This is a genomic window from Streptomyces sp. NPDC002851 (assembly GCF_053591935.1).
Window position 1 is genome coordinate 49,038 of the sequence record NZ_JBSFUT010000043.1, and the last position, 24,529, is coordinate 73,566.

At 70.0% G+C, this 24,529-nt stretch carries 18 protein-coding genes and 1 pseudogene; 8 read left to right on the top strand and 11 right to left on the bottom strand.

Translation table 11 applies throughout. The annotated features are described in order from the left end of the window. Positions 1-208: 208 nt before the first annotated feature. Together ACWD10_RS32835 and ACWD10_RS32840 are read right to left on the bottom strand one after the other, a co-directional pair. A complete protein-coding gene (locus ACWD10_RS32835; protein WP_451097317.1) occupies positions 209-1,165 on the bottom strand; it encodes an alkaline phosphatase family protein in 957 nt (318 codons plus the stop codon). Positions 1,166-1,362: 197 nt separating this feature from the next. Further along, the gene (locus tag ACWD10_RS32840) at positions 1,363-2,676 is read right to left on the bottom strand and encodes an MFS transporter (protein ID WP_451097318.1); all 1,314 of its coding nucleotides are present in this window, start codon (positions 2,674-2,676) and stop codon (positions 1,363-1,365) included. 236 nt (positions 2,677-2,912) lie between these two features. Between ACWD10_RS32840 and ACWD10_RS32845 the strand changes: the two genes are divergently transcribed. Next, entirely contained in the window at positions 2,913-3,233 is a 321-nt protein-coding gene (locus ACWD10_RS32845) for a hypothetical protein (protein ID WP_451097319.1), read from the top strand. Beyond that, positions 3,218-3,340, top strand: a complete 123-nt coding sequence (locus ACWD10_RS32850) for a hypothetical protein (protein ID WP_451097320.1) — start codon at positions 3,218-3,220, stop codon at positions 3,338-3,340. The genes ACWD10_RS32845 and ACWD10_RS32850 overlap by 16 nt, the downstream gene beginning before the upstream one ends. Positions 3,341-3,380: 40 nt before the next feature. Here the strand turns inward: ACWD10_RS32850 and ACWD10_RS32855 are convergent, their stop codons facing one another. The 3 genes from ACWD10_RS32855 to ACWD10_RS32865 form a co-directional block, all read right to left on the bottom strand. Then, positions 3,381-4,832 carry a DUF2252 domain-containing protein gene (locus ACWD10_RS32855; RefSeq protein ID WP_451097321.1) on the bottom strand — a complete coding sequence of 484 codons (1,452 nt, stop codon included), beginning with the start codon at positions 4,830-4,832 and terminating at the stop codon, positions 3,381-3,383. A gap of 96 nt (positions 4,833-4,928) precedes the next feature. Beyond that, positions 4,929-5,639 (bottom strand): GntR family transcriptional regulator, encoded by a 711-nt coding sequence (locus ACWD10_RS32860; protein ID WP_451097322.1) that lies wholly within the window; start codon positions 5,637-5,639, stop codon positions 4,929-4,931. Between the two features lie 24 nt (positions 5,640-5,663). Then, positions 5,664-8,597 carry an FAD-binding and (Fe-S)-binding domain-containing protein gene (locus ACWD10_RS32865; protein WP_451097323.1) on the bottom strand — a complete coding sequence of 978 codons (2,934 nt, stop codon included), beginning with the start codon at positions 8,595-8,597 and terminating at the stop codon, positions 5,664-5,666. A 352-nt stretch (positions 8,598-8,949) separates the two neighbouring features. Here ACWD10_RS32865 and ACWD10_RS32870 point away from each other — a divergent pair, with 352 nt between their 5' ends. The 4 genes from ACWD10_RS32870 (at position 8,950) to ACWD10_RS32885 (ending at position 12,322) form a co-directional block, all read left to right on the top strand. After that, positions 8,950-9,990: a hypothetical protein gene (locus ACWD10_RS32870; RefSeq protein ID WP_451097324.1), complete on the top strand. Its 1,041-nt coding sequence runs from the start codon at positions 8,950-8,952 to the stop codon at positions 9,988-9,990. Positions 9,991-10,745: 755 nt separating this feature from the next. After that, positions 10,746-11,069: a hypothetical protein gene (locus ACWD10_RS32875; protein ID WP_451097325.1), complete on the top strand. Its 324-nt coding sequence runs from the start codon at positions 10,746-10,748 to the stop codon at positions 11,067-11,069. Between the two features lie 582 nt (positions 11,070-11,651). Continuing rightward, on the top strand, positions 11,652-11,810 hold the full coding sequence (locus ACWD10_RS32880; RefSeq protein WP_451097326.1) for a hypothetical protein: 159 nt from the start codon (positions 11,652-11,654) through the stop codon (positions 11,808-11,810). A 44-nt stretch (positions 11,811-11,854) separates the two neighbouring features. After that, a complete protein-coding gene (locus ACWD10_RS32885) occupies positions 11,855-12,322 on the top strand; it encodes a hypothetical protein (protein ID WP_451097327.1) in 468 nt (155 codons plus the stop codon). A 154-nt stretch (positions 12,323-12,476) separates the two neighbouring features. Here the strand turns inward: ACWD10_RS32885 and ACWD10_RS32890 are convergent, their stop codons facing one another. The 6 genes from ACWD10_RS32890 to ACWD10_RS32915 all read right to left on the bottom strand — a co-directional run bounded on the left by ACWD10_RS32890 (position 12,477) and on the right by ACWD10_RS32915 (position 23,644). Beyond that, positions 12,477-12,974 carry a hypothetical protein gene (locus tag ACWD10_RS32890; protein WP_451097328.1) on the bottom strand — a complete coding sequence of 166 codons (498 nt, stop codon included), beginning with the start codon at positions 12,972-12,974 and terminating at the stop codon, positions 12,477-12,479. Position 12,975: 1 nt separating this feature from the next. Next, on the bottom strand, positions 12,976-16,350 hold the full coding sequence (locus ACWD10_RS32895) for a CHAT domain-containing protein (RefSeq protein ID WP_451097329.1): 3,375 nt from the start codon (positions 16,348-16,350) through the stop codon (positions 12,976-12,978). Continuing rightward, positions 16,340-17,326: a hypothetical protein gene (locus tag ACWD10_RS32900; RefSeq protein WP_451097330.1), complete on the bottom strand. Its 987-nt coding sequence runs from the start codon at positions 17,324-17,326 to the stop codon at positions 16,340-16,342. The genes ACWD10_RS32895 and ACWD10_RS32900 overlap by 11 nt, the downstream gene beginning before the upstream one ends. A gap of 406 nt (positions 17,327-17,732) precedes the next feature. Next, on the bottom strand, positions 17,733-18,287 hold the full coding sequence (locus tag ACWD10_RS32905; RefSeq protein ID WP_451097331.1) for a hypothetical protein: 555 nt from the start codon (positions 18,285-18,287) through the stop codon (positions 17,733-17,735). Positions 18,288-18,291: 4 nt separating this feature from the next. Beyond that, a complete protein-coding gene (locus ACWD10_RS32910; protein WP_451097332.1) occupies positions 18,292-22,830 on the bottom strand; it encodes an RHS repeat-associated core domain-containing protein in 4,539 nt (1,512 codons plus the stop codon). Positions 22,831-23,005: 175 nt separating this feature from the next. Beyond that, the gene (locus tag ACWD10_RS32915; RefSeq protein ID WP_451097333.1) at positions 23,006-23,644 is read right to left on the bottom strand and encodes a hypothetical protein; all 639 of its coding nucleotides are present in this window, start codon (positions 23,642-23,644) and stop codon (positions 23,006-23,008) included. A 169-nt stretch (positions 23,645-23,813) separates the two neighbouring features. On the opposite strand from ACWD10_RS32915, the gene ACWD10_RS32920 reads away from it, so the two are divergent. Together ACWD10_RS32920 and ACWD10_RS32925 are read left to right on the top strand one after the other, a co-directional pair. After that, a complete protein-coding gene (locus ACWD10_RS32920; protein ID WP_451097334.1) occupies positions 23,814-24,128 on the top strand; it encodes a hypothetical protein in 315 nt (104 codons plus the stop codon). A gap of 174 nt (positions 24,129-24,302) precedes the next feature. After that, positions 24,303-24,529: pseudogene (locus ACWD10_RS32925) on the top strand (hypothetical protein); the annotation flags it as partial.

The window sequence follows — 24,529 nt, forward strand, 5'->3', positions numbered from 1 at the left end:
CATCCGGCCCCGGCCCGGTCAATGCGGTCACGGAAATCTGCCGGAACGAATTATGAATGCGGCCGGTAGAAAACTTCTATGGCACTTCGTCGCTGAATTGACGAAAGAAGGGCGACGAAAGAAGAGCGATGGAAGAGGAGCGATGGAAGAAGAGCAAGGGGAAGGCAAGAATTCCCCGTCGGCGGAAGCCTCGGGCTTGTGGTGCGGGTCAGACGAGCGACCGGCCGTCGAGGCCCCACGACCCGGCGACGGTGATGCCGAGATGGGTGAGCGCGGTCGGGGCGATGTCGACCATCGACGCGTCGGTACGGGTCGAACCGGGCGTGAGACCAGCACCGTTGGCGATGAGGAACGTCGCCTTCTCCGGTTCGGTGAACCCGCCGTGGCCGCCCGCGTCGGTGTGCCCGTGGTCGGCGGTGACCATCACCAGCCAGTCCTCGTCCCCGTACGAGGAACGCCCCTCGACCGCGTCGAGAATCGTCCCGACCTGAGTGTCCACGGCATGGAGCGCATCCAGATACTCCTGGCTGGCGGCTCCCCACTCGTGCCCCGCGTGGTCGACGTTGTCGAGCTGAATGAACGTCGCGTCCGGTCCGGCCTCGCTGAGGTACGCGGCCGCACGTTTGGTGGTACCCGCGTCGTACTCGGCACCGGGAGTGTCCCGACGGTCGACCTTCTCGGAGAAGACGGGCCCGCCACCGGTGGCCGTGGTCAACTGCGGCCAGGAGGAAATCGCGTACGTCTTCAGGGCGGGCCCGACCTTCTCGGCACGCGTGAGGAAGTCGGGGTACTGCGCGAACTTCTGCCCCTGAAAGCTGTTGTCGACCACACCGTGCTTGCCCGGCAGGACGCCGGTCGCGATGGTCGCCCAGCCGGGGCCGGACGAGGTCGGGACGGGCGGGGCGTACGCGATGGTGCTGGGAGCGGTGAGCCCACCGGCCATCAGGGCGTGCAGCCGCGGGGCGTCGGCGTCCTCGATGCGGTCGAGCAGGGCACCGTCGAGGCCTATGAGCAGGACCTTGGGCGTCTTACGGCCGCGCCCGGACTGCCCATGGTCGGCGGCGTGGGCAGCGCCGGTTCCGGTGAGCGTGCCCGCAGCCGCGAGGGCGGCGGCCGAAGCGGTGGCGGTGAGCAGGGAGCGGCGAGAGAGGCCAGGGGACGGCATGGTTCCTCCGAATCAGCAGGCCGTACGGGACAAGGGGCCCCAACGCCGCTGGCACGCAGGGGCGTTGGGGCCTCCGGAGCCTTTGGGGCTCCGAGGATTGGGTCTAGACTCGTTACTTTTTCGTGATGCCGTGGCGATTACCAGACACGTGCGGTGAACAACCGGGAACGAATAACCGGCAGTCGGCGATGGGGCCGTCACTGCAAGGTGCGGGCCCGCGTCTCCGGAAGCCGGGCGATCACCACCGACGAGATCAGCAGCAGCACCACCATGTACCCGCTGAAGTACGCGCTACCGAGCTCCGCGCCGATCCAGGTCTGCAGATACGGCGCGGTCCCGCCGAAGGCCGCGATGCAGAGGGAGTACGGGACGGCGACGCCGACGGTGCGGATACGGGTCGGGAACAGCTCGGCATACACCGCGGGCAGAATCGCGCCGGCGCCCGCGAGGAAGATCATCACGATGGCCATGGCCACGCCCAGCCGCCAAGCACGGTCGTCGACGAAGGAGTTGAGCGGCAGAACCACCGCCGCCATGCCGAAGACGCTGATGAGCAGCACCGGCTTGCGGCCGATGCGGTCCGAAAGCGCGCCCCACAGCGGCAGTACGGCGACGAATACGGCGTTGGCGGCCAGTCCGGCCCACAGGGCGCCCACCGGATCGAGGCCGCGGTTGCTGATGGCGTACTGCGGGGCGGAGACGGCCCAGGCGTAATAGGTGACGGTGACGCCGAGCGTCATGCCGATCACCTGGAGGGCCTGCTTGCGGTGGCCCACGATGGCCTGCCACATGCTGGTCCGGTCGGCGTGCTTGCCCTGCTCATCCTGTTCATCCTGTTCGGCCGCTTGCCGGAAGGCCGCGGTCTCCGGCATCCGCCGCCGCATGACCAGGGCGTAGAGGCCGAGGACACCGCCGAGGAGGAAGGGCACGCGCCAACCCCACGCTCCCATCTGCTCCGTGGTGAGCAGCGACGCCAGGACGGCTCCGATCGCGGTGCCCGCCACGATCCCCAGCGTTCCGGATACGTAGATGAGGCTGGACCACAGTCCGCGCCGCTCGGCCGGGGCGGTCTCGGCTATGTACGTCTGGGCGGAGGGGAGTTCACCGCCGTGGGCGAGGCCCTGGGCGAGCCGCGCGATCAGCAGGATCAGCGAGGCCGTGGCGCCCACCATCCCGTACGTCGGTGAGATGCCGATGAGGAAACTGCCCGCGGACGCGCCGCCCACCGACAGGCTCATGGCGAAGCGCCGCCCCTTGCGGTCCGCGACCCAGCCGAAGAGGAACCCGCCCAACGGCCGCGCCACGAAACCGATGGCGAAGACCGCGAGGGTGGACAGGATCGCCGACAGGCGGTCGGTCGTACTGAAGAACTGGGCGGCCAGGAACGGCGCGAACATCGCGTAGATGTTCCAGTCGAACCACTCGAGCGCGTTGCCCAATCCGGTGCCGACGATGGTCCTGAGCCGCCGCTCCCGGGCGACCGTGTCCTGTTCGGCGAGGGTGTCAGCCATGGCTCTCTCCACTCTGCGCGGTCGGCGTCATCGGCGTCATCGGCCTCATTGACGTCATCGACGTCATACGGGGAGACCTCCGGTGTCGTCCTGGTCATGCCACACAACGGTGGCCAACAGTGGGGGAGCGCGATTGCTTCCTGGGCGCACATGGCTCGATTCGTGCGGGAAATCCGCGGAACATACAACTCCGCCGGACGTTCGTCCCCTCCGCGACGCAGAGCAGCTTGCCGCTGATGCTGTTCGGCAGCACGCTGCTCGGCACCGCCAACTCGTCGATATTTCTGGTCCGTTACGCGGCAGCCCGAGCGGTGGCGGAGGGCAGCCGGGGACGCGCGCTCGGCGTGGTGCTGCTCGCCACCGCGTTCGGCGCGGTGCTCAGCCCGCCGCTGCTCGGCCCCGGCAGCTCGGCCGCGCAGGCGGTCGGACTCCCCGCGCTCTCCGGGCTCGGTCGCGCCGGTCCACCTCACCCAGCACGGCGCCGGGCACGGCACCATCGGCTTCCTGGTGGCGCTGCACGTCGTGCCGGACGAGCCAAGCCATGGAGCAAGCCCTGACCGCTTCGGCCGCCGGGCCGGGTTCCGGCAGCGCCGCCGACCGACGCGCCCTCCTCCGCTCGGAGAGCGCCGAGCAGTGGCTCAAGGCAGTGTTCCGCCTGGCGTGAAGCGTGAACTCGATCGGACCGCTGAGGGGTCCCGCGCCCCTCACACCCCGAGCTCCGCCGCGATACGTCCCTCCCGCACCGCCGCCACCAGACACGCGTGATCCGCCTCCGTACGGTCCGCGTACCCGACGGCGAACGTGGCGAAGGCCTCGTCCAGTTCCTCGTTCTTGCCGCAGTAACCGGCGATCAGGCGCGGGTCCGCGCTGTGCGCGTGGGCCCGGGCGAGCAGGGCGCCGGTCATCCGGGCGTAGTCGTCGATCTGGTCGGCGGCGAGCGCCGCCGGGTCCACGCTGCCCTTGCGGTTTCTGAACTGCCGTACCTGGAACGGCCGTCCCGATACGGTCGTCCAGCCGAGGAGCATGTCGCTGACGACCTGCATCCGCTTCTGGCCGAGCACCACCCGGCGGCCCTCGTGCGTCCCCTGCGGCACCTTGAATCCGGCCACGGGCAGCTGCTCCACCAGGACCGCGGCGCGGGCCTCCTTGACCTGGAGGATCAGTGGCTCGCCGCGGTGGTCCTGAAGGAGTACGACGTACGAGCGGGTGCCCACGCTTCCCGTGCCGACCACCCGGAAGGCGACGTCCTGGACCGCGTACCGGGCGAGCAGCGGCAGCCGGTCCTCAGCGAGGGTGTCCCGATAGCCGCCGAGTGCCTCGGCCACCGCCGCCGCCTCGGCGTCGGGCACGCGCCGCAGGACCGGGGGCGCGTCCACGAAGCGGCGGCTGCCGTCCGCGCGGACCTCGGTCGACTTGGCGGCGAACCGGCCGCTGGTGTTGTTCCGCGCCTTCTCGGCGACCCGCTCCAGGGTGCCGAGCAGGTCGTGCGCGTCCGTGTGCGAGACCAACTCCTCGTCCGCGATGGCGTTCCAGGCGTCGATCACCGGCAGCTTCGCGAGCAGCCGCATGGTGCGGCGGTACGCGCCCACCGCGTCGTAGGCCGCTTCGCGGCAGTCGTCCTCGTCGCACCCCGCCTCGCGCCCGGCGAGCACCAGGGAGGTCGCGAGCCGCTTGAGGTCCCACTCCCAGGGGCCGTGCACCGTCTCGTCGAAGTCATTGAGGTCGATGACCAGGCCGCCGCGGGCATCGGCGTAAAGGCCGAAGTTCGCCGCGTGCGCGTCGCCGCAGATCTGCGCCCCGATCCCGGTGACGGGCGTACGGGCCAGGTCGTACGCCATCAGCCCGGCGGAGCCGCGCAGGAACGCGAACGGGGTCGCGGCCATCCTGCCGACCCGGATCGGGGTGAGCTCGGGGAGCCGCCCCCGGTTGGACTCCGCCACGGCGGTGACCGCGTCGGGGCGCCCTTCGGCCGGTGCGGCCACGGCATGCGCGGCACGGGAGGTCTGCTCGCGCAGTGCCTTGCCCGTCTTCTTCGGGGACTCCTGCGGAGGCCACGGGGCGAAGCCCGGCACCTGCGGCAGCCGTGATTCCGCTACGGCGTCCGTGTCGGCGTTGCCCGCCGGGAACCCTGCGTCTGTCGCGTCCGGCTCGGCCACGTGGACCGCCTCCCCTGTCTTCCGTACCGCTGCTTGCCCGGGCCGACACCCCGTACGCCCGCGGGTCGGCCGGACATGACCGTACCGGGCGGGCGCTCAGCGGCTGTCGGCGCGGTCGTCCTCGTAGCCGATCCACTCCTGCCAGTCGAGGTACGCGGCCGAGTCCCGTTCCGCGACGAGCAGTTCCGCGGAGCTCAGCAGGTGGTGGCGCATGGCGCGGGCCGCGCCCTCGGGCGCGCGGGCGGCGATGGCGCGGGCGATGCGTTCGTGTTCGGCGATGACCTGGGGGGCCTCGCGGTGCCGCGGGACGGTGCGGCGGCCCTGGAGGGTGATGGCGTTCCGCAGCGCGGAGACCTGGTCGGCGAGCCTACGGTTGCCGCTGCCGCGCAGGACGATCTCGTGGAAGCGGTGGTCGGCGGCGAAGAACGCCTCCACGTCGTGCGCGGTCTCACGCATCTCCCGCAGCGCTGCCGCCAGCTGCTCCCGCTCGTCGTCCGTCATGCGGGCGGCGGCCCGGCGCGCGGCGGGCGGCTCCAGGAGCAGCCGCAGGGTGAAGATCTCGGCGAGGTCGGTCTCGCTGGTGGTGGCGATGCGTACGCCACGGTTCTTCTCGATGCTGACGAGCCCGGCGTCCGCGAGCCGCAGCAACGCCTCGCGGACGGGGGTACGGGAGACGCCGAAGCGCTGCCCGAGCTCCTGCGCCGAGTACAGCTCGCCCCCGGCCAGTTCGCCGCGGCGGATGGCGTCCCGGATCGCGACCGCGAGCTGATCGGTCTTGCTGGACTCGCCGTCCGGTCGCTGTGCCACGTTCCCATCCGCCCGTCTCTGCCGTCAGGAGGAGGCCGGGCCGGGCCCGCCGGTCCGCCGTCCTGTGTTCGGGGACACGGTATCGGCAGGGCTCGGGACTCCCGCGTGGCCGGTCAGGAGCTGTGCCAGGTGGATGCCGCGCACCCCGGCCAGGTCGTCCGCCTGGGTACGGCAGGAGAAGCCGTCCGCGACGAAGACGGTGCCCTCGTCCGCCCCGCGCAGGGCGGGGAGCAGCGCGTTCTCGGCGACGGCGACGGAGACGTCGTAATGGCCCTGCTCCATCCCGAAGTTGCCCGCGAGACCGCAGCATCCGGCGAGCTCCCTGACCTCGGCCCCGGCCGCGGCGAGCAGGCGACGGTCGGCGTCGAAGCCGAGGACGGCGTGCTGGTGGCAGTGCGGCTGAACGACCGCGGTCAGGCCGGTCAGCTCGGGCGGGGTCCAGGCCGAGCCCTCGGGAAGGTGGTCGCTCAGCGTCTCGGCGAGGGTGCGCGTGGCCCGGGCCACCGTTGGCGCGCGGGGGTCGTCGCCGAGGAGTTCCAGGAGGTCGGAGCGGAGGACGGCGGTGCAGGAGGGTTCCAGGCCGATGATGCGGACGCCGTCCTGCGCGTACGGACCAAGTACGTCGAGCAGACCGGCCAACCGCTCGCGCGCGCCGTCGAGTTGGGCGGTGCTGATCCACGTCAGACCGCAGCAGGCACGCCGCTCGGGCACCACGACCTCGAAGCCCGCGTCCTGGAGCAGACGTGCGGCCGCCTGGGGCACGTCCGGACTGAGCACGTCGGAGAAGGAGTCCGCCCACAGCACCACCCGCGGCCCCGCCCCCTGCGCTCGGGCGCGGCGGCGCCACTGCCGGGTGAAGCTGCGACCGGGCAGGCGCGGGAGGCTGCGGCGCGCGTCGATGCCCGCGAGACGCAGCAGCACCCGCGCGAGCGGGCGCACCCGAGTGAGGGCGTTCGCGACGCCGGACCCCAGGCGCCCGGTGCGGGCGAGGAGAGACAGCCAGTCGGGCAGTCGGCCCAGGCTGTAGTGGGTGCGCGGCCGGATCCGTCCCTTGTACGCCTCGTGCAGGGCCTGCGACTTGTACGCGGCCATGTCGACCCCGGCGGGGCAGTCGCTGCCGCACGCCTTGCACGACAGGCACAGGTCGAGCGATTCCCGGACCTCCGGTGCACGCCAACCGCCTTGCACGAGCGTGCCGTTGACCATCTCCTGGAGCACGCGCGCGCGGCCGCGCGTGGAGTCCTTCTCGTCGCGGGTCGCCTGGTAGGAGGGGCACATGAAGCCGCCGGAAGCGGAGTTGTCGGCGCGGCACTTGCCGACCCCGGTGCAGCGGTGCACGGCCTTGGTGAAGTCGCCGTCGTCGTGGACGAGTGCGAGCCCTGCCGAGAGGGGCAGGGTGGGGGCGGCGGGGCGCCGCAGATCCGCGTCGACGGGCCGAGGGTCGACGAGCACCCCCGGGTTGAGCAGGTGATCGGGGTCGAACAGCGCCTTGAACTCCCCGAAGAGATCCAGGGCTTCGGGGGAGTACATGAGCGGCAGCAGGCCGCTGCGGGCGCGGCCGTCACCGTGCTCGCCGGACAGCGAGCCGCCGTACGAGGCGACCAGGCGAGCGGCGTCGTGCAGAAAGTCGCGCAGCACATCGCCGTCGCGCTCCAGGGGTACGTCGATACGGACGTGTACGCAGCCGTCCCCGAAGTGACCGTACGGCAGCCCCCGCACCCCGTACCCGTCCATGAGCTTCTCGAAGTCCCGTAGATACGAGCCCAGATGCTCAGGTGGAACGGCGGCGTCCTCCCACCCGGGCCAGGCCTGCTTGCCCTCGGCAGTGCGACCGGCGAGCCCCGCCCCGTCCTCGCGGATCCGCCACATGGCGGTGGCGGCCGCCCCGGCCGGGAAGACGGTGTGGTCCAGGGCCTGGGCATCCTTGGCGACGGCCGCGCCGGTGCGCAGCGCCTCGGCGGCGTCGGCCCCACCGACCTCGATCATCAGCCAGCCTCCGCCTTCGGGCAGCGGCGGCACCCGGTCGGCGCCGTGGTGGCGGCGGACCACATCGACCAGGCGGGCGTCGAGGCCCTCCACGGCGAGCGGCTTGTGCTTGAGGAGAGCCGGTACGGCGTCCGCGGCCGCCGGCATGTCCGGATAGCCGAGCACCACGAGGACCCGCGCGGGCGCGACCGGCACCAGGTTCACCTCGGCGCCGAGCAGGACGGCGGCCGTGCCCTCGCTGCCGACCAGGGCGCGGGCGAGATGCTGCCCCTTCTCGGGCAGGAGGTGTTCGAGGGAGTACCCGGACGCCTGCCGTGCGAAGCGCCCGAACTCGGTGCGCAGCACGGCGAGATGGGACCGGACCAGAACGTCCAGACCTGGTACGGGATCCAGGCCACGGCCCGCGGTGTAGCGCCGCCCGGCGCCGTCCACGACGGTGAGCGAGGCGACATTGTCCGCGGTCCTGCCATACGCGACCGCGTGCGGGCCACACGCGTTGTTCCCGATCATGCCGCCGAGCGTGGCCCGGCTGTGCGTGGACGGATCGGGCCCGAACCGCAACCCGTACGGTCCCGCGGCACGCTGCAACTCGGACAGCACCACACCCGGCTGCACGCGGGCGATCCGGGCCTCCGGGTCGACCCCCTCGACCCGGTTCATGTGCCGGGAGAAGTCGAGCACGATGCCGGTCCCGATGGCATTGCCCGCGATGGACGTACCACCGCCGCGGGAGGTCAGCGGCACACCGGTCCGCCGGGCGATCTCGACCGCGGCGAGCACGTCGTCCGCGTCCCGGGGTTGGACGACGACACCCGGTACGACGCGGTAGTTGGAGGCGTCCGTGGAGTACTCGGCCCGCCGGCGCACGGAGTCGTCCACGTCGCCGCTGAGCACGGAGCGCAGCTGGATTACGGCTGAGGCCATGGCCTCGGGCAGCCCATCGGCACTGGGGTCGCATGCAACATGGTCCATGAAACTCCCTGTCCTTCCGCCTGTCGTGCGGCGCACGCGGCACGGAGTAGCGCTCGGAGCTCGGATGTTACATGCAACCTTGGATGATGAGGAGGGTGAGCGACGGAAACTGTTGTGCTTATGTGTGCTTTATTGCGTTATGCTGTGATCGCTTCGGCCGGGGGTACGGCGCTGGAGGGGACTCGGGCGAGAAGGTTCGCCACTGGGTTGCTCGCGTCAGGCCTGGTTGCATGTCACCAACCGAAGGGCTCAGCCCGTGCGGAGCCGCCGCGCCACTTGCTGCGCGCACAACGGGGCGGCGAGGCTTCGCTGCGACATCGGTCCGGGCACGACGACGGTAGGTTCGCCGCTCATGAGCAGGAACTACTCGCGGGCCCTGATGAAGCGGCTCTTCGGTACCGCGGATCGTTGCGCCTATCCGGGCTGCGCTCAGCGGGTCACGGACACGACTACGTCCGGCGACGTCCTTGTGCTCGTCGAAGTCGCGCACATCCGGGCGCACAGTGGCGGTGGGCCGCGCCCGGATCCTTCGTATCCGGCTCGGCTGCGGGACAGTCACGAGAATCTGTTGTTGCTGTGCCACCCGCACCACGCTGAGGTGGACCGCGATCCCGCTACGTACGCCGTGCCGCTCTTGGAGGAATGGCAGGCCGAGCAGCGCAAGCAGCGGACGGAGCGCACGGACGGGGAGCTCGCGCTGATCGAAGCGTTCATGCACAGGCAGGAATTGCGTAGTGGGCTCGCGCGGGTTCGGGACGTGGTCGCGAGGATCGAGCGCGCGCTGGAGGAAGCCTTCGAGCAGGACAACACCACGGAACTGAACGACAGGCGGGCTGAATTCGTCGCCTCTGTTTCGGCATACCTGGACATCGCTCCGGACGCCATTCGGGGCACGGTGCGGGACTTGGGCAACGGGATGATCGGCTGGATGGACCGTGTGCGAGACAACACGGCGCCACGGAAACGAGCTTGGATGCGGCTCCAGGTCCTCTCCCACCGGCCTGACACTCGTGCGTGTGCCGAACCGGCGACAGCGGCGTGCCATGCGCTGGTGGCGCAGGCTTACCGGGCCAAGGCTGGTGGTGGCCACCGGGATCAGCAGTTCTTGGAGTGCCAGAAGGCGGCTGAGGAAGCCCTCTATAGCTGCATGGCCCGGTGTGGGGAGCTGACGGTGCAGGATGTCGAAACGCTGATCAACGACGCGAGCGAAGGGGCACCGGAGCTGGGCAACGATCCTGTCGCGCGGAGGTTCAGGGATACGGTGCGGCAACTGAATGCCCAGGCGCAGCAAGACTTCAGCCAATTCGACGCAGCCCAGAAAGCCCAGAAAGTGGCCTCGGCGGGCTCGGACGCGGAATGGGCACCGTCGAGCCTGGGCCATTCCTCGGAGTGACCTCGACGTCACTGACTACCGTCAGTACGGACCGAGTTGACGGTGCGGCGGTTCTACCGTCGGACGTCCCTCCTTACGTGTTGGACGTACGGGCTCATCTCGTACCGGGCCAACAGGCCCGAGAACGTACGCGGATGCAGCCACCACCGATCGACGTTTCGGCGGCGCAGGTCATCAACTTGCCGCCCCCCCAGAGGACAGCACGTGGTGACCAGACTGGTGTGCGCGGCGCCTCCACGGGGTGGCGAACCGAAACGTGTCAAGCAGTGCCAGCCGAGGGTCGAGCGGTCCTCCCGAGGACATTGCGGATGGCCACCCACGACGAGGCCCGCTTGGAGGAGGTCATCGACGACTCCCTGCGGCGCACCATCTCCCGGCCCGTCCGGCCTTCGACATCCGGGGTCGCGAACTGGCCTTCGGCGTACGGGAGGTGGGGGCGGAAGGAAACACTCCGGGGCGCTCGGGAGCCTGTTGGGGTGGGGCCTGGTGAGACGGTGTCGGTCGATTCGCCGAAACGGACCACCCGATGCGATGCCCGCGCATGCCATGAATTTGCGTCAGAAAACGGGCAGAGAATTTTTTGCCCATCCATGGATCAGTGGGGATGTTCTGGGGAACAGCGGCTTATCCGCCTGGACTTCGGTGGCACCATGCTGGGAAACTGACCTCCCCCTGCTCGCGAGCTGCAAAGCGTCTTTGCACTCGAGATATGGGGACCGTAATGCACTACTGAAGACTCATAAAGGTATTGAACTGTGCGAAAGAACTCTTGGGGAACCCGGACCCTCGCCGTCAGCGGTGCCGCCGTTCTCGCTCTCACGCTGTCGGCCTGCGGCGGCCCCAGCGAGTCGGCCGTGCGTGATGCGCTGAAGAAGGACATCGGCAAGCTCATGGAGGGCACCCCGCAGGACAAGCAGGACAAGATGGTCGACTGTCTGACCGGCGTCATGATGGAGGACGCGGATCAGGACGACCTTCAGAAGTACGCCGACGGCGAGATGAAGATCGAAGACGTGAAGGCCCAGGAAGGCAAGGACACGGACGAGCGCTCCAAGAAGTGCGCCAAGGAAGCGATGTAACAGGCGAATCTCGCACCGCTCGCTGATCGCACGTCGCGCACCGCTGCACGCATTCCGGGCGCATGCCACCCGGGAGTTCGGCGGCCTGCCGTCAGCCAAGAAGACGGCAGGCCGAGCGACGCCGAAGCGTCCGTTCTCCGCCTCATGGCCGCGCATCCCGACCTGGCTCACTCCGGCCGGTGCGCCCGTGCCTCCCGGCCAGCCCGGGCTGGATGGCCAGGCCGCGCTCGGTAGCGGTCTGCCGCCCCAACGGGGGCCTTTCTCGCTGCGATGCGAAGGCGGATGCGGGCGCGTTCGCGTCGTTGGGGCGGCCAGGACGTCGGGGTGGTGGACGTTCTGGTTGCGCCTTCGCTTCCTTCGCTTCCTTCACTGTCTCCGTCGATAGCGGTTGATCCGGCTCCGTGTCCGTGTTCGTGTCCGAGGCTGTGACGCGGCCTGAGCCAGGGTTCGGTGTATCTCCTGTTGAAGGAAGGGCGGTTGAGCGGCAGAGGGCGAAAATCACCCTTAGGAACCACAGCCCAAGCGAGCGTAACGACCCCGGGAAACGCCACTGCCGAGACCGCCGACCGCGGACCCGAGCGCGTGGTGGAGACCCTGACCCGCACGGACGACGCGGGCCCTGCCCCGGCTTCGCGCCCGGACACGCTGGCCGACCAGGCGGCGGGACGTAGGCTCGGCTCCTGGTACACCTCGGAGCGCATCCTGGACGAGGATCCGTACGACGTGATCATCCGGGGTTGAGGCGCAACCCGGCGAGCACCGACAGCAGAGGGGAGGGTCCGGCGATGGACCCGGCGCAGTCCGCGGAACGGCTGGCTCACTGCACGGCGCGACCGCGGGTGGAGCACCGCACCTTCGTACTGAAGGACCCTCGGGCCTCGGGCTCACCGCTGGACGCTCCCTCCATCCGGGGCCGGGTTGCTCTGCCCGGCCCCGGCGGCGCCGTATTCAGCACCGGAGGCAACGACTTCTTCCCCGATGTGACCGTGGAGTCCTGGTCGGCCCAGCCACCGCCGCCCGACGACGGGGCATGGGACGTGATCGAGGAACTCGACTTCACCGCCCCCAGCGGAACCGTCCAGGTCCGCGACCTCCAAAACGCCCCCGCCGGAGGGGAGTTGGAACTGGGCCCGCCCGGCGACTACCGGCTGCGGGCCTGCTCCCGCGGCCGCGTACAGGCAGCCGCGCTCATCGGCGACGACCTCTACTACGAGGGCGTCGAGGAGTGGCTGCTTCAGGTCTGGCCGAGCTGAGGCAGGGTCCGTCCAGGGTGGGCCGTGAGGTGGGCGAGGACCATGTTCCTCAGGGCTCCCGGGGGCAGTCGCTTCTTTCCGCTGGTGAGGGTGGCCGCGTCTGAGGGTGCCTGCGCGGGTGCACGGCTCGCGGTTCAAAAGGCGTTGCGCCCGCTCACGGCTCGCGGTTCATCAGGCTGAGGACGGTGCGGACAAGGGTGGAGAGGGTGCTGTCGGTGAGGGGCTTCTTCTCGAGGCGGAACTCGACGGTGTTGCGGCCGTTGTCACGCTTGAAGCGGAAGGCGACGTGCAGGCGGAGGAAGGCGAGGACGCCGGCAAGGACGGTCAGGTCAGCGACGAGGTTCTCGCCGCCCATCTGGTCGTCCTGCGGCGGGTCGGCGAGGACCTCCTCGACCAGTTCCCGCGCGCCCTCCTCGCGCGCGAGCGCGGCCAGCACACGGCGGGCGGCGGCTGCCGGATCATCCGCCTGAAGCGGCGGAGCCCCGGCACCAGCCTGCGCGAAGAGCTCCTCGAGGACCTGCCGCGCCTGCATCGCGTTCGCCACGCCGGTGGGGAAGGTCCGGCCCAGCTCGTGCGCCATCTCCTCCAGCGCGAGCAGCGCGGTTCGGTCCGGCAGGGCGGCGGCCCGCTCGGCGTGGACGTCGTAGGCCATATCAACTCCAGTCTCCGAGCGGGACGAACGCCGCCCAGTGGTAGGGGTGGGACAGGTAGGCGCGGTCCTCATCGGCGAGCATGCGCCGCTGCGCGTCCCACAGGGCGCGCCACAGCGGGCGGCCGTGCATCACCGCGCCGGTCACCTCGTCGAGCAGGGCGGCGGAGCTGGTGCGGTCGACCTGCCAGATCGGGGCGAGGACAGTGCGGGTGCCACCGCGTAACAGGGCGCGGGGGAGGCCGGTGAAGTCCTCGCCAGGGTGGTCCGGCTCGTGCCAGCCGACCGAGCAGGCGCGCAGCACCACGCGGGACGGGGTGCGCGACTCGGTCAGGTCGCGGGCCCGGAGGAAAGTCCGTCTCGCCCGCCGCGAGGCGGGATCGGCGCGCCGGCTGGGGCGGTCGGTGCCGTCGGAGAGCAGCAGGGCGGAGTTCTCCGGGTTGCTGTGGTCCTGGTGACCGTGACAGGCGATGTAGGCGAGGTCGGCCTGCTCGATGCGGGCGAGGACCTCCTCGGGGGTGGCCTCCGGTCCGGTGAGGGAGGACAGCCGCCAGCCGCGGCCAGGGGGGAGCGCGTCGGCCTCGAAGCCGATGCCGCCGCCCTGTAGGTCCTCCTCCGCCGCCACCCGCACGCACAGCGCGGCCCCCGAACCGGCCGGCGGCGCGGCGCGCAGCGCGGCCAGGCCCGAGATGCTCGGGACGTACACCAGCGCCGCCTGCTCGATGCAGTACCGGCCGTCCGGCAGCCGCAGCGCGCCGAGCGGCAGCACGGACAGCGGCCCGTGCGGCGCCACGCACAGGAGCCCGCGCCCCTCAAGGAGCTCCTGGAACGGCAGCAGTCGCTCGGCCAGCCCCTCCAGGGGCAGCCGGGCCGGCCGCCGCGGCTTGATCGGGGGGACGGGGGGAAAGGCGGAGCGGTCGCCGTCGACCGTGAGGCGGATCTTCTCCGCGGCCGCGTGCAGCTGCGCGCGCCCCATCCGGATGCGGTGCCACTGCAGCGCGTACTCGCCGGAGGCCAGCACGAAGCAGAACGTCTCGGATTCGCCGGTGAAGTACGAGGCCAGCACCATGCCCTCCGCCGGAGCCGCCTCGTTCAGGAGACGCAACGCCTGGGCGAACCCGGCCGGTTGGGCGCGGCGCACCCGCACGTACTCCGGCGCGAAGGGTTCCAGCGCCTTGTACAGCGGCGCGAGTGCCTGCGCGCACTCGCGCCAGACCCGGGCCCGGTCCGGACGGTCCCCGCCCGCCAGCTGCCGCTGCGCGGACAGCAGCCGCTGCTCTCCCTCCCGTACCCGCTGCGGCATCTGCGAAGGCTCGGCCAGCGGCATCCGCGCCAGGTCCTCGACCACGCCGCCAGCCTTCGCCTCCTCGTGCAGGTCGAAGGCCAGCAGCGCCGACGGGCGGTCGTCGGGCAGCGGCAGGTCCTCACCGTGCTCGAACAGCAGGGACAGCAGCGCCTCGTACAGCGGGAGGACGAGTCCGGCGGCCTGGTCCGCGTCCTGCAGCACCGGATGCAACTCCCGTGCACACAACCGCAGTTCGCGGTGGTGCCGCAGCACCTCGAAGGCCCGCCGGTGCCCACCCGGCACCTGCTGCAGCAGCCGAGCCAGGCCCAGTGGCAGGTCCGGGTCCGGGAGCCGGCCGTGTGCGTCGTACGAGACGAGGACCTCCTCCAACAGCCGCACCGCCACCAGCGGACCGCGCACCTCGGCGACCGTCTCGCACACCGGCACCGTCAGGTCCTGCAACGTGCGGGGCACATCCCGCTCCTGCGCGCGTCGCAGCCCCTCCACGAGCCGGTCCGCCAGCTGCCTCCGCTGCTCCGGGTCGCGCTCGATGCGGCACAGCCGTTGCAGCGACAGGAGGCGGGTGTCCGGCAGCTGATCCGACCCCGCGGGAAAGAGGCGGAGCATGCGCTCGCGCAGCCTGGCGAGGGCGAACGAGACCGGCTCACGGGGGTCGTCCAGAGGCAGCAGCCGTGACAGCAGCGTGCGTTGGCGTAACCGCTCGGGAAGCTGCTCCGGCTGCTGCGCGTGTTCGGTGTCCCCGGATACGTACAGGGCATAGCGGTAGCATTCGGCCGCGCCCTCGTAGTGGCCCTCGGACAGGTCCAGATCGCCCATCGTGACGAACAGCTCGCCGAAGCACGGGTAGGTCGAGCCCGCCGCCTCGAAGATGCCCTTCGTCAGCTGTGACTCCAGCGAGAGCAGGTCGCGGGGCAGGCGCGGATCGGTGCCGGAGAACAGCAGTTTGGCCAGCGTGCAGCGCAGCGACACGAGGTTCAGGTGTGCCGCTCCCTGCTGTTCGGCACGTTCCAGCTCGTTGCTGAGCAGCTCGAACGCTTCCCACTGGCGGTTGTTGCGCTCCAGGCAGGAGGCGAGGTTGTACACCACCGATGCGCGCGGCGCGGCCCGCATCGACATCTCGGGCAGCTCCAGCAGGGCGCGGTAGGCGTCGGCCGCCGCTCCGATCGCACCGACGGCCTCCGCCACTTGGGCCCGACGGATGAGCAGGTCCCACCGCGAGGGCATGAACGACCCGTCCGAGTCGCTGTCCGGACGCGCCGCCAGCGCCTCCGCCCGCTCCAGCGAGGGCACGGCCTCCCGGTAGCGGTGCAGCGAGGTGAGGGTGTCCGCCAGCTGGAAGTGCACCACTGCCTCCTCCACGGAGGTGGCCTGCTCCTCCCTGTCCACGGCTGCGGCGGCCTGCTGCAGCACCTCGGCCCGGCGCGGCATGTCGCCCCTCACGAAGTACACCGACGCCAGCTGCAGGTAGGTGTTCACCAGCGACTGCGCATCGCCCACCGCGTGCTGCAGCGAGAGCGCGTGGGCCGCGTGGTACAGCGCCCTGCGGTGCCGACCTTGTTGCAGCAGGTGGTTCGCCCAGTCGGCACGGGCCGTCACCCGGCTCGGACCGTCCTCGGTGAGCAGCCCCAGGGCGGCGATCGCGTGGGCGTTGCGGGTCCGGTCGGTGCCCCACTCCGTAAGCAGCCGCACCGCCGACCGCACCGGCTCGTCCGGAAGCAGTGCGCGGTGCCCCTCAAGGACCCGGTAGGCGGCAAGCACACCCTCGGCCGCGCAGGCGCGGCGCAGCAGTGGCGGGAATCCCTCGCCGTCGCCGGAGTCGTCCGCCTGCCGGTCGGCGGGCGAGTCCGCCGCCAGGGCCTCGCAGCGCTCGGCGAGGAACGTCGCCAGCTCCGCGAGCGACCCGCTGCCGGGGGAGCGGGCCGTCTCCGCATGCCGCCGCAGGAACGCCGCCGCCTCCTCGTGCCGGCCCGGCGGCAACTCCCCGAAGTGGGCGAGCACTTCCTCGTACGTGGGGGCCGACAGGGCGCGCAGCGCGATCTGCAGGGGCCACGCCTCCGGGTCCTCATCCGGCATCGCGCTCCCCCTTCCGCCCGTGCCCGCCAAGTCGCGACAGGGCCTCCCGATACGGTTCCGGATGCTCGGAGGCGCGGGCGCGCAGCCGCAGCTGCTCCAACGGCTCGCGCAGGCTCTGCTGCCCGCGCTCCACCTCCGTCGCCAGCAGCAGCGCCTCGAAGCCGGCCTCCTGCTCTCGTATGCGCCGCTCCATGAGGGTGGGCTGGTGCAGACGCTCAAGGACCCTCGAGTGAGGTGCGATCCGCCGCAGGCGCGCCAGCACCTCGTCGCGCTCCTGCGCGGGACCGGCCGCGATGCGGATCCGCGCCAATTGCTCCAACTCGGTGCCCACCAACGGCAGTTGATCCTGTTCCAGCAGCGCCGCCGCCCGGTCGAACGGATCGGGCGCGTCCTGCGCCTCCCCAAGGGAGATCAGCGCCGTCGTGTGCAGCAACAGCCGGTCCGTGCCCAGCGGTTCCTCGCCGAGCCGCCCGCGGATCTCCTCGTCCACCGCCGTGCGCAGTTGGAGGAAGCGCAGCTCGTCGGCGCGTTGCCGGTGCAGGTCGCGTACCGCGACCAGCCGGTTGTGGGCTTCCGCGGAACGCGGCGAATGCGCCGGGTAGGGAGAGGCATGCGGACCGATCTCGTCGAATCCGGCCACCACGTGTGCCAGCAGCCACATCGCCAACTCGAGCCGCTCCGCGGCCGCGTAGGCGCAGGCCGCATCCACCCACACACCACGCCGTCGGGGATCCACACCGAGCGCCGAAAGCAGCGATGTGGCCGCCCCGAAGACCTGCCCGGCGCGGAGCATCGCGACCCCCAGCAGATGCTCGTGTACGGGACCGCGTGTCGAGGCCTCCAAGAACGGGCCCAGCGCACGCATCCGCTCCCCTAATGACGCCTGAGGCAGCGGCAGCCGCTCCACCCACTCCCGCGGCAGCTCCTCCGCATCAAACGGAGCTTCCCACCCCAGCACCGCAGCCGCCTCGCGCACGCCCGCCACCCCCGTCCGGAACCCCGGTCCCTATCCTCCGGTGCCCAGTGCGCACGAGCAAGACACCGCGGGACGCTGGGGCGACGGCCGCACCTGACTGTCGGCAGCGCTTGGCCGGTCGGGCATGGGGCTGTCGCGGGGGGACGGTCCGTGTTCGGCGCCTGCCCGCTCGCGTGTTCGACGCCCCGTCGTCGCACAGTGTTACCGCCAGCTCGCCGAACTCGGCCAGGAGGAATTGCACTGCTGGATGGATCTCGAATTCGTCATGGCTATCAAGACGCGGTCATCGCCTCGTCGTTGAGGCGTGACGGCCGTACTATGCGGGCCATCAGACTCAGGAAAGGGCCGGATCACGATCGACTAGGTGGCCACACGTTCGGCGCGCCTGCCAATTGCCACTACCGACTCATTCCGTTCTCGGCTTGCGGTTTCCGGCTCGGTTCTTCGCGATGTTTCGTGTCTTCCTGGTGTTGGCTGACTCGGCGAGCAGGGCGAGTACCGCCGACGACGTCGACTCCTCGGCGAGGACGCGCTGCATCCAGTCCGTGACCTCCGCCAACTCGGCCGGTGTCGGCACGTGACCGTCCATGATGGACAGGTAGAACAGCCAGTCGTGGATGCGGCGGCGGATGAACTCGCGGTACCCCTCAGCCTTGAGCCGGTCGATCTCCGGCAGTAGCTCGGCCGACCACTGCCGGAACTCGGCAGGACCGGTCACCTTCATCGCGATCTCGTCCACGAGGGCGACCACCGCCGTCTTGGACCCCATCTCGTTGGGGTCGCGCAGGATCGTGGCCACGATCGCGCGGTCCCGGTCGCGGCTCCGCGAGGAAGCGATCACCGAGACAACGCGTTGGTACGCGGACGATCGGACGTGCTCGTCCGCGACGGCTTCGTCGACGTCCACGTCGACGATGCCGGCCTCCGCCAGCAACTCGGCCACATCGGTGTGCAATGTCATCGCTTCATCCCTTCGGGCAGGGTTTCTTGGCGGCCTCGCGCCGCTCCCGTTCAGCCCGCTCCTCCGCCTGATTTCGCCTGCCGAGCTTCCTGACGGCATTCCTGATCTCCGGCTTGTAATGCTCCACCACTTGTCGCTGCTTGCGCGAGAGCTCCGGTTGGCCGTCGATGGGGTGGCCGTTCGGCCCGATCCTGACCTCGCGACCCCCGCCACCGGTGACATGAGCGTGCGCCGGCTTGTCGACGTCGTACTCGTGCACGACGATGTGCACGCCGTTCTTGCTGACGTCGAGGAGGGACAGTCCGAGAGGGTCGATCCACATGAACGGGTTGGGAACGTAACTGTGCGGCGCGAAGCCACCGGCGAGACCGATCGGGTCCGAGGTGAGGTAGCGGGCGGTTTCGGGATCGTAGTGCCGGAAGTAGTTGTAGTGCAGCCCCGTCTCGGGGTCGTAGTACTGGCCGGGGAAACGCAGTGGTGTGTAGGCGGTGGCGCTTCGGTTCCAGGCTGTGGTGCCCCAGAGGGTGGTTTTGGTGCGCCAGGCGATGTCGCCTTGTTCGTCGAGGAGTTCGGTCGGGGTGCCGACGAGGTCGGTGACGATGGCGTAGAAGCGGGCGTCCACTTCTTCGTCGGTGAGGTGTTTGCGCTCTGTTTGGGCCAGGGGGCGTAGGCCGTCATGGTCCCAGGTGAGGGTTACTGATTCCGGTGCGCCCGGGGTGTGGCTTGTCTGTTCGCAGAGGGTCGTGCCGTCCCAGGTGAAGTCGACCTGTTCTGCCACCCCCTGTTCCGTCATGCGCTGTTTGGATATTCGGCGGCCCAGGGGGTCGTAGAGGTAGCGCCACCTTGTGCCGTCGGGGGTTACTACGGATGTGAGGCGGTCTTCCGCGTCCCATTCGTAGTGCCAGGTGTCGGGTTTGCGGGACAGGCGGGTCTTTTGGCGCAGGGTGGTGCGGCCTGCTGTGTCGTATTCGTAACGGACGTTGCCTGCTGTGGTGATACGGCTGCCGGTGTACGCGCGGGGGCCTGTTGCCTCTTGGCCCGGCATGCGGGTCGGCCAGGAGGCGTTGGTCTGGTTGCCCGCCTCGTCGTAGGCGTAGGTTTCCGTCCAGCGTGCCGCGTGGACCGCTGTGACTCGGCCTGCCGCGTCCAGGTCGAAGTGCCGCGTGCCGTTGAGTTGGTCCTCCATGCCGGTCAGATGGCCGTCCGCACGGTACGTGTACGCACGGTGCTGGATACGCGTGTTGGCCGGGCCCATCAGTTCCTGTTTCGACAGGCGGCCCACGACGTCGTACGCGTTCGTCAGTGTCAGGGCCTCGCCGACCGTGCGGGTGAGTTCCCGGCCCGCCTCGTCGTGCGTGAACGCCAACCTCCTCCCGGACGTGGTCAGTTCGGTGCGATGGCCGGCCGCGTCGTACGTCCAGGTGCTCGTCGCGCCGGACGGTGTGGTGCGGCCGGTGCGGCGGCCCAGTTCGTCGTAGGTGTAGGTCAGGGTGCGGCCGTTGACCGTTTCCGAGAGCAGACGGCCTGACCCGTCCCTCTCCAGGGTCAGTGTTACGTCCGGGCTTACCGCCTCGGCGAGGCCGCCTGTCGCGTCGTAGGTGTAGCGCGTGATCGCGGCGCCTGCCACGTTCTTCGTGACCGTCCGGCCCAGCACGTCCCGTTCGAAGGTGATCTCGTCGCCCGTGGCCGTCGTACGGGTCACCAACTGGCCCGCCGCGTCGTGGGTGTACGTCAGTGTGCGGTCGTCGAAGTCCGTTTCCGCCACCAGGCGGCCTGCCGGGTCGTACTCGTAACTCCAGGTCAGGCCCTGCGGGTTGGTGACCTTGTGGAGCTGGAGCTGGGTGTCGTGGTCGAACTCGTAGCGGACGCCGTCGGGGCCCGTGCGGGCCGCGATCAGGTCGAAGTGCGTGTATTCGTGTGTCGTGGTCGCGCCCATCGCGTCCGTGTGCGAGGTGCAGTTGCCCTCGCCGTCGTACGTCCACGACTCCGACGAACCGTCCGCCTCCGTGCGCCGCGCCAGCTTGCCCTCCACCGTCCACTCCAGCCGCGTGGTCGCCCCCGTCGGGTCCGTGATCGTGTTCGCGCGGCCGAAAGCGTCGAGGTCGTAGCGGGTCACCGCGCCCAGCGGGTCTGTGACTTCCAGCGGCAGGCCCGCCGCGTTGCAACGCAGCTCGGTGGTGTGGCCGAGGGGGTCCGTGATGGTGGACACGGCTCCGGTGGCGTCGTGGGTGAAGTGGTGAGTCATGCCGTCGGGGGCGGTCATGCTGGTGCAGTTGCCGTGCTCGTCCCATGCTTGGCGCTGGACGGCGCCGTCCGGGCCGACGATCTCGACCGGCAGGTTGAGGTCGTTGTACACCGCACTGGCGCACGTTCCGTCCGGAGCAAGTGTCGCGGTCAGATTGCCGTGCTCGTCCCAGGTGTTCTCGGTGCGCCGCCCCAGCGCGTCGGTGCGGGCGAGCAGGTTGTTCCAGCTGTCCCACTCGGTGTGGACGGTGCCGCCCAGCGGGTCCGTCTCGGATAGGAGCTGGCTGAGGTCGTTGTAGCGGTAGACGGTGGTCTGGCTGAGGGCGTCGGTGTAGCGGGTTTCCTGCTCATCGGGGCGGTACTCAATGGTGCAGGCCAGGTGGTCGGCGGTGCTCTCACCGCGGACGCAGCGGTCTTCGTCGTCGTAGGTGAAGCGGTACCAGGTGTGGTTGCTGTCGGTCCAGGACGTGATGCGGGCCCGGTCGTCGTAGTCCAGACGCAGCCTCAGACCGGCCGAGTTGTGGACCTCGGCCAGATTGCCGACCTCGTCGTAACCGTACGCGGCCACCAGCGTCCCGCCGGGGGCGTCCTCGGTGCCGGTGCCGGTGCCGGTGCCGGTGCCGGTGCCGGTGCGGGTGCCGGGGGCGAGCAGACGCAGCGCGGTGATGCGGTTGTCGTCGGTGTCCACCTTCAGGTGGTAGCCGCCGGTGTGGCGTATCGCCGTGGGTGCGCCGGTGGGGTCGTGGTCGATGTCGATGCGGTTGCCGTTGCGGTCGGTGATGGCTCGCAGTGGCAGGGTCTCGTGTCCTTCTCCGGCAGGGGGGTTCGTCTGTTCCCCGGCAGTGGGCTCCTTGTCCACCGTGTCCACCGTGTCCACCGTGTCCGTCGTGTTGGGTGTGACCGGGAGGAAGTGGCGGACGCGGCCGGTGTGCGGGTCGGTGACCGTGACCGTGCCTGCGTCGTCACTGCTCAGCGGCCAGCGGGGGCCGTGGGCGGGTAGCACGGGTTCGCCGCCGGGTTCGGGGTGGGGGTAGGACAGCAGCTGGCCGTCCTCGGTGACGTAGACCAGACCTTTGTCGTCGATCTCGACCCGCTCGTCCAGCGTCGAGGCCCATGAGTCGCCGTACCAGTGGCCCCAGCGGTACGTGGACAGGTGCGTGCGCTGGAGGACGAGTGGGAGCAGGCCCGGCAGGGCGATGTCGGTCTGCTCCATGAGCATTTCGCCGGAGACCATGTCGATCGGGTCGCCGTTCTTGCAGCGGCCCTTGGTCGGCTTGGCCTTGCCCGCCACCTTCTTCATGCCGCCCGCGAGGGCGTTGCGGAGTCCCCCCGAGCGCAGTCCCCGTGCGGCGGCTTTAATGCCCTTGGCCGCTCCGGCGAGGGTGGTGAGTCCTTTCATGCCGGGGATGCAGTCGAGGGCGGCCATGCCGACGTCGAAGAGGCTGGCTTCGCCCTTTCGGTATTTGTTGAGGGTGTCGGCGAGGACGACCAGGGCGGCGACGACCACGATGGCGGCGAGGATGGGGCCGCCGACGATCATGGCGATGACGCCGACGACGGCGACGACGACCTTGCAGACGGCGACGATCGCGTCCCAGTTCTCGGTGACGAAATTGACCGCGTCTTCCCACCAACTGCGGTTTTGGATACCGGCGTCGGAGGCGTCGTCGAGTTTGCTCTTGCAGACGCGGGCGGCGTCCTCGCGTAGCCCGCGGGCCTCTTCGGCCATGGCCTTTGCCGCGTCCAGGGCGGACTGGGCGCTGTCGACCGCGCCTTGGGCGTCGCTGCGGGCGGATTCGGCCTGCTGGGCGTTGCGGGTGGCGGCGCGGACCTTGGACTCGTCCGGGGCCTCCGGGCCCTTGGCGTCCTCGTACGCCTTGGTCTTGGAGGTGGCGGTTTTGACCCAGTCGGTGGTGGAGTCGAGGCGGCCCTGGGCGGCGTTCAGGTCGTCGCGGGCTTCGCGGCCCTTGCGCAGGGCGCGGTCGGCCAGGGTCTGGGCGCGCTCCAGCTTGGGCCAGTAGTCGGCGAAGGCGTCGCCTGCCATGTCGTAGGAGGTCCTGAGCTTTTTCAGGTTGCCCGGGACGTCGTCGAACTGCTCCTTGAACTTCTTCGCCGACTTGCCGGACCACCTCTGGATCGCGTCCTCGGACGCCATGTTGGTGATCTGGCGCAGCGCGGTGCCGACGTCTTCGGCGAAGTCGTGGAGTTCGCGGGCGAGTTTCTTCACCCGGTCCGGATCACCCGGGGTCGGGTCCCCGTCCAAGTCAAGGACATGCCAGTCCGTCGGTCTGTAAGCCACGTCAACTCCCCCGTAACGCAGTCAACTTCGTTCGTCTTCAGTTGTCTTCGTCGTCGTCTTCGTCGTCTTCAGTCAACTTGATCTTGCTGGGTAAGCCTAACTCCCGCCACTGACAGGGGCGGAGGGGAGTTCGGCCAGCGGGCACCGCGAGCCAGCGGGCCCGCGGGCCCGCCGATCACCTGAAGCGGAAGGTGGACGTGATGGCGTCGAACATGTCGAAGAAGGAGTCCGCCAGGTCCAGGACCTGGCTGCTGCCGGACACCAGCGCCACCATGCCCTCCTGTTCGGGGACCGGAATGAAGGTCTGCATCAGCACCGCGCGTACGGTGCGTTCGTCGCCGGGGACGGTGACGTCCTCGATTCCGTAGGTCCGTGCCACGGTGCCCACTTGCGGGATCTCGACGGTGGTGACCTTGCGCCATGCGTCGCCCTCGCGCCTCGCCTCACGGGGGCTGATCTGCTGGGCGATGAGCTGGGGGTCGGTGGGCAGGATTTCGCCGTCGTCGGTGCGGGCGCCGATCACCGATACGGTCACCGAGCCGGTGACGGGTGCTTCGCCGCCGAAGGACTCCGCCATGCAGCCGCAGTACAGCGCGCCGGACTGCCAGGCGTCGCGGGCGGCCTTCTGGAGGAACGAGGTGAAGGCGTCCCGGTGGTCGGACAACTCCGGGCGTTGCCGGACGCGTTCGTTGACCAGCTCTCGGATGGTCTGGTCGCGTGATGCGGGGCGGATGTCGAACTCCCACCAGGACTGCGGCACCTTGATGTGGAATCCGTTGCGCTCGATGGTCTGTGCTTCGCTTCTACGGCTCATCGTCCGCTCCCCATTGCTCAGTCCCCTCCCGTAGCCCGAGCCTGATCTCGTGGCCGGGTGACCGTCCACCTTACGTGCGCTTAGGCTGGCTGTTCGCGTGACCGTGTGCCGTGTGCCGTGTGCCGTGTGAGGGCACTGAGGGCACTACTGACAGGGGGAGGGGTTCCGGGTGAGCGGTGATGAGGGCCGGCTTGCGATACCGCTGAGCGAACTCGAAGGCTTCGGTGGCCGGTTGCGGTCCATCAAGGGCCGGATGAACGCCACCAAGAAGATGTTCGAGTCCTACGCGGACGACGTCGGCGACGGCGGCCTCGTGGAGAAGATGGAGGACTTCGAGAGCAACTGGGAAGACGGCCGCGGCGACATCGACAAGCAGCTGTCCGGCCTGGCCGACATGGCCGACACCGTGTACCGCGAGGCAGTGAAGGCCGACCTGGACCTGGCGAAGTCACTTGAGAAAGGGACTAAAGGGGACAAGGGGTGACCCATACCGACGAGCGGTGAACTCCCCCGGGGTTGGGTGATCTACCCCGGGGCCGATTTCCCGCCACCCCCGTAGCGCATCTCCCGTGGGCTCACCCCGTACCGTCGGCGGAAGGCCGTGCTCAGGGCGCTGCCGGGGGCGGGGCCGGTCTCCTGGCCGTCCTGGCGGAGGATCATGCTGCCGCTGCGCGGGGACCAGGAAGCGGTAGTCCTCGTCCGGGTCGGTACGGAAGAAATCGACCATGCGAACGCCCAGTTCGGGCGGCGTGCCCAGGCCATCGCCGTGCTCAGCGGTTCCTGGCCGGGACGGCAGCGCGCCGCCTCCGCGCTGACCGATGTCGTACGGGGAGCGAAGTCGCGCATCCGTGACTACCGGCGGGTGCAGATCCACGGGCAGGCCGA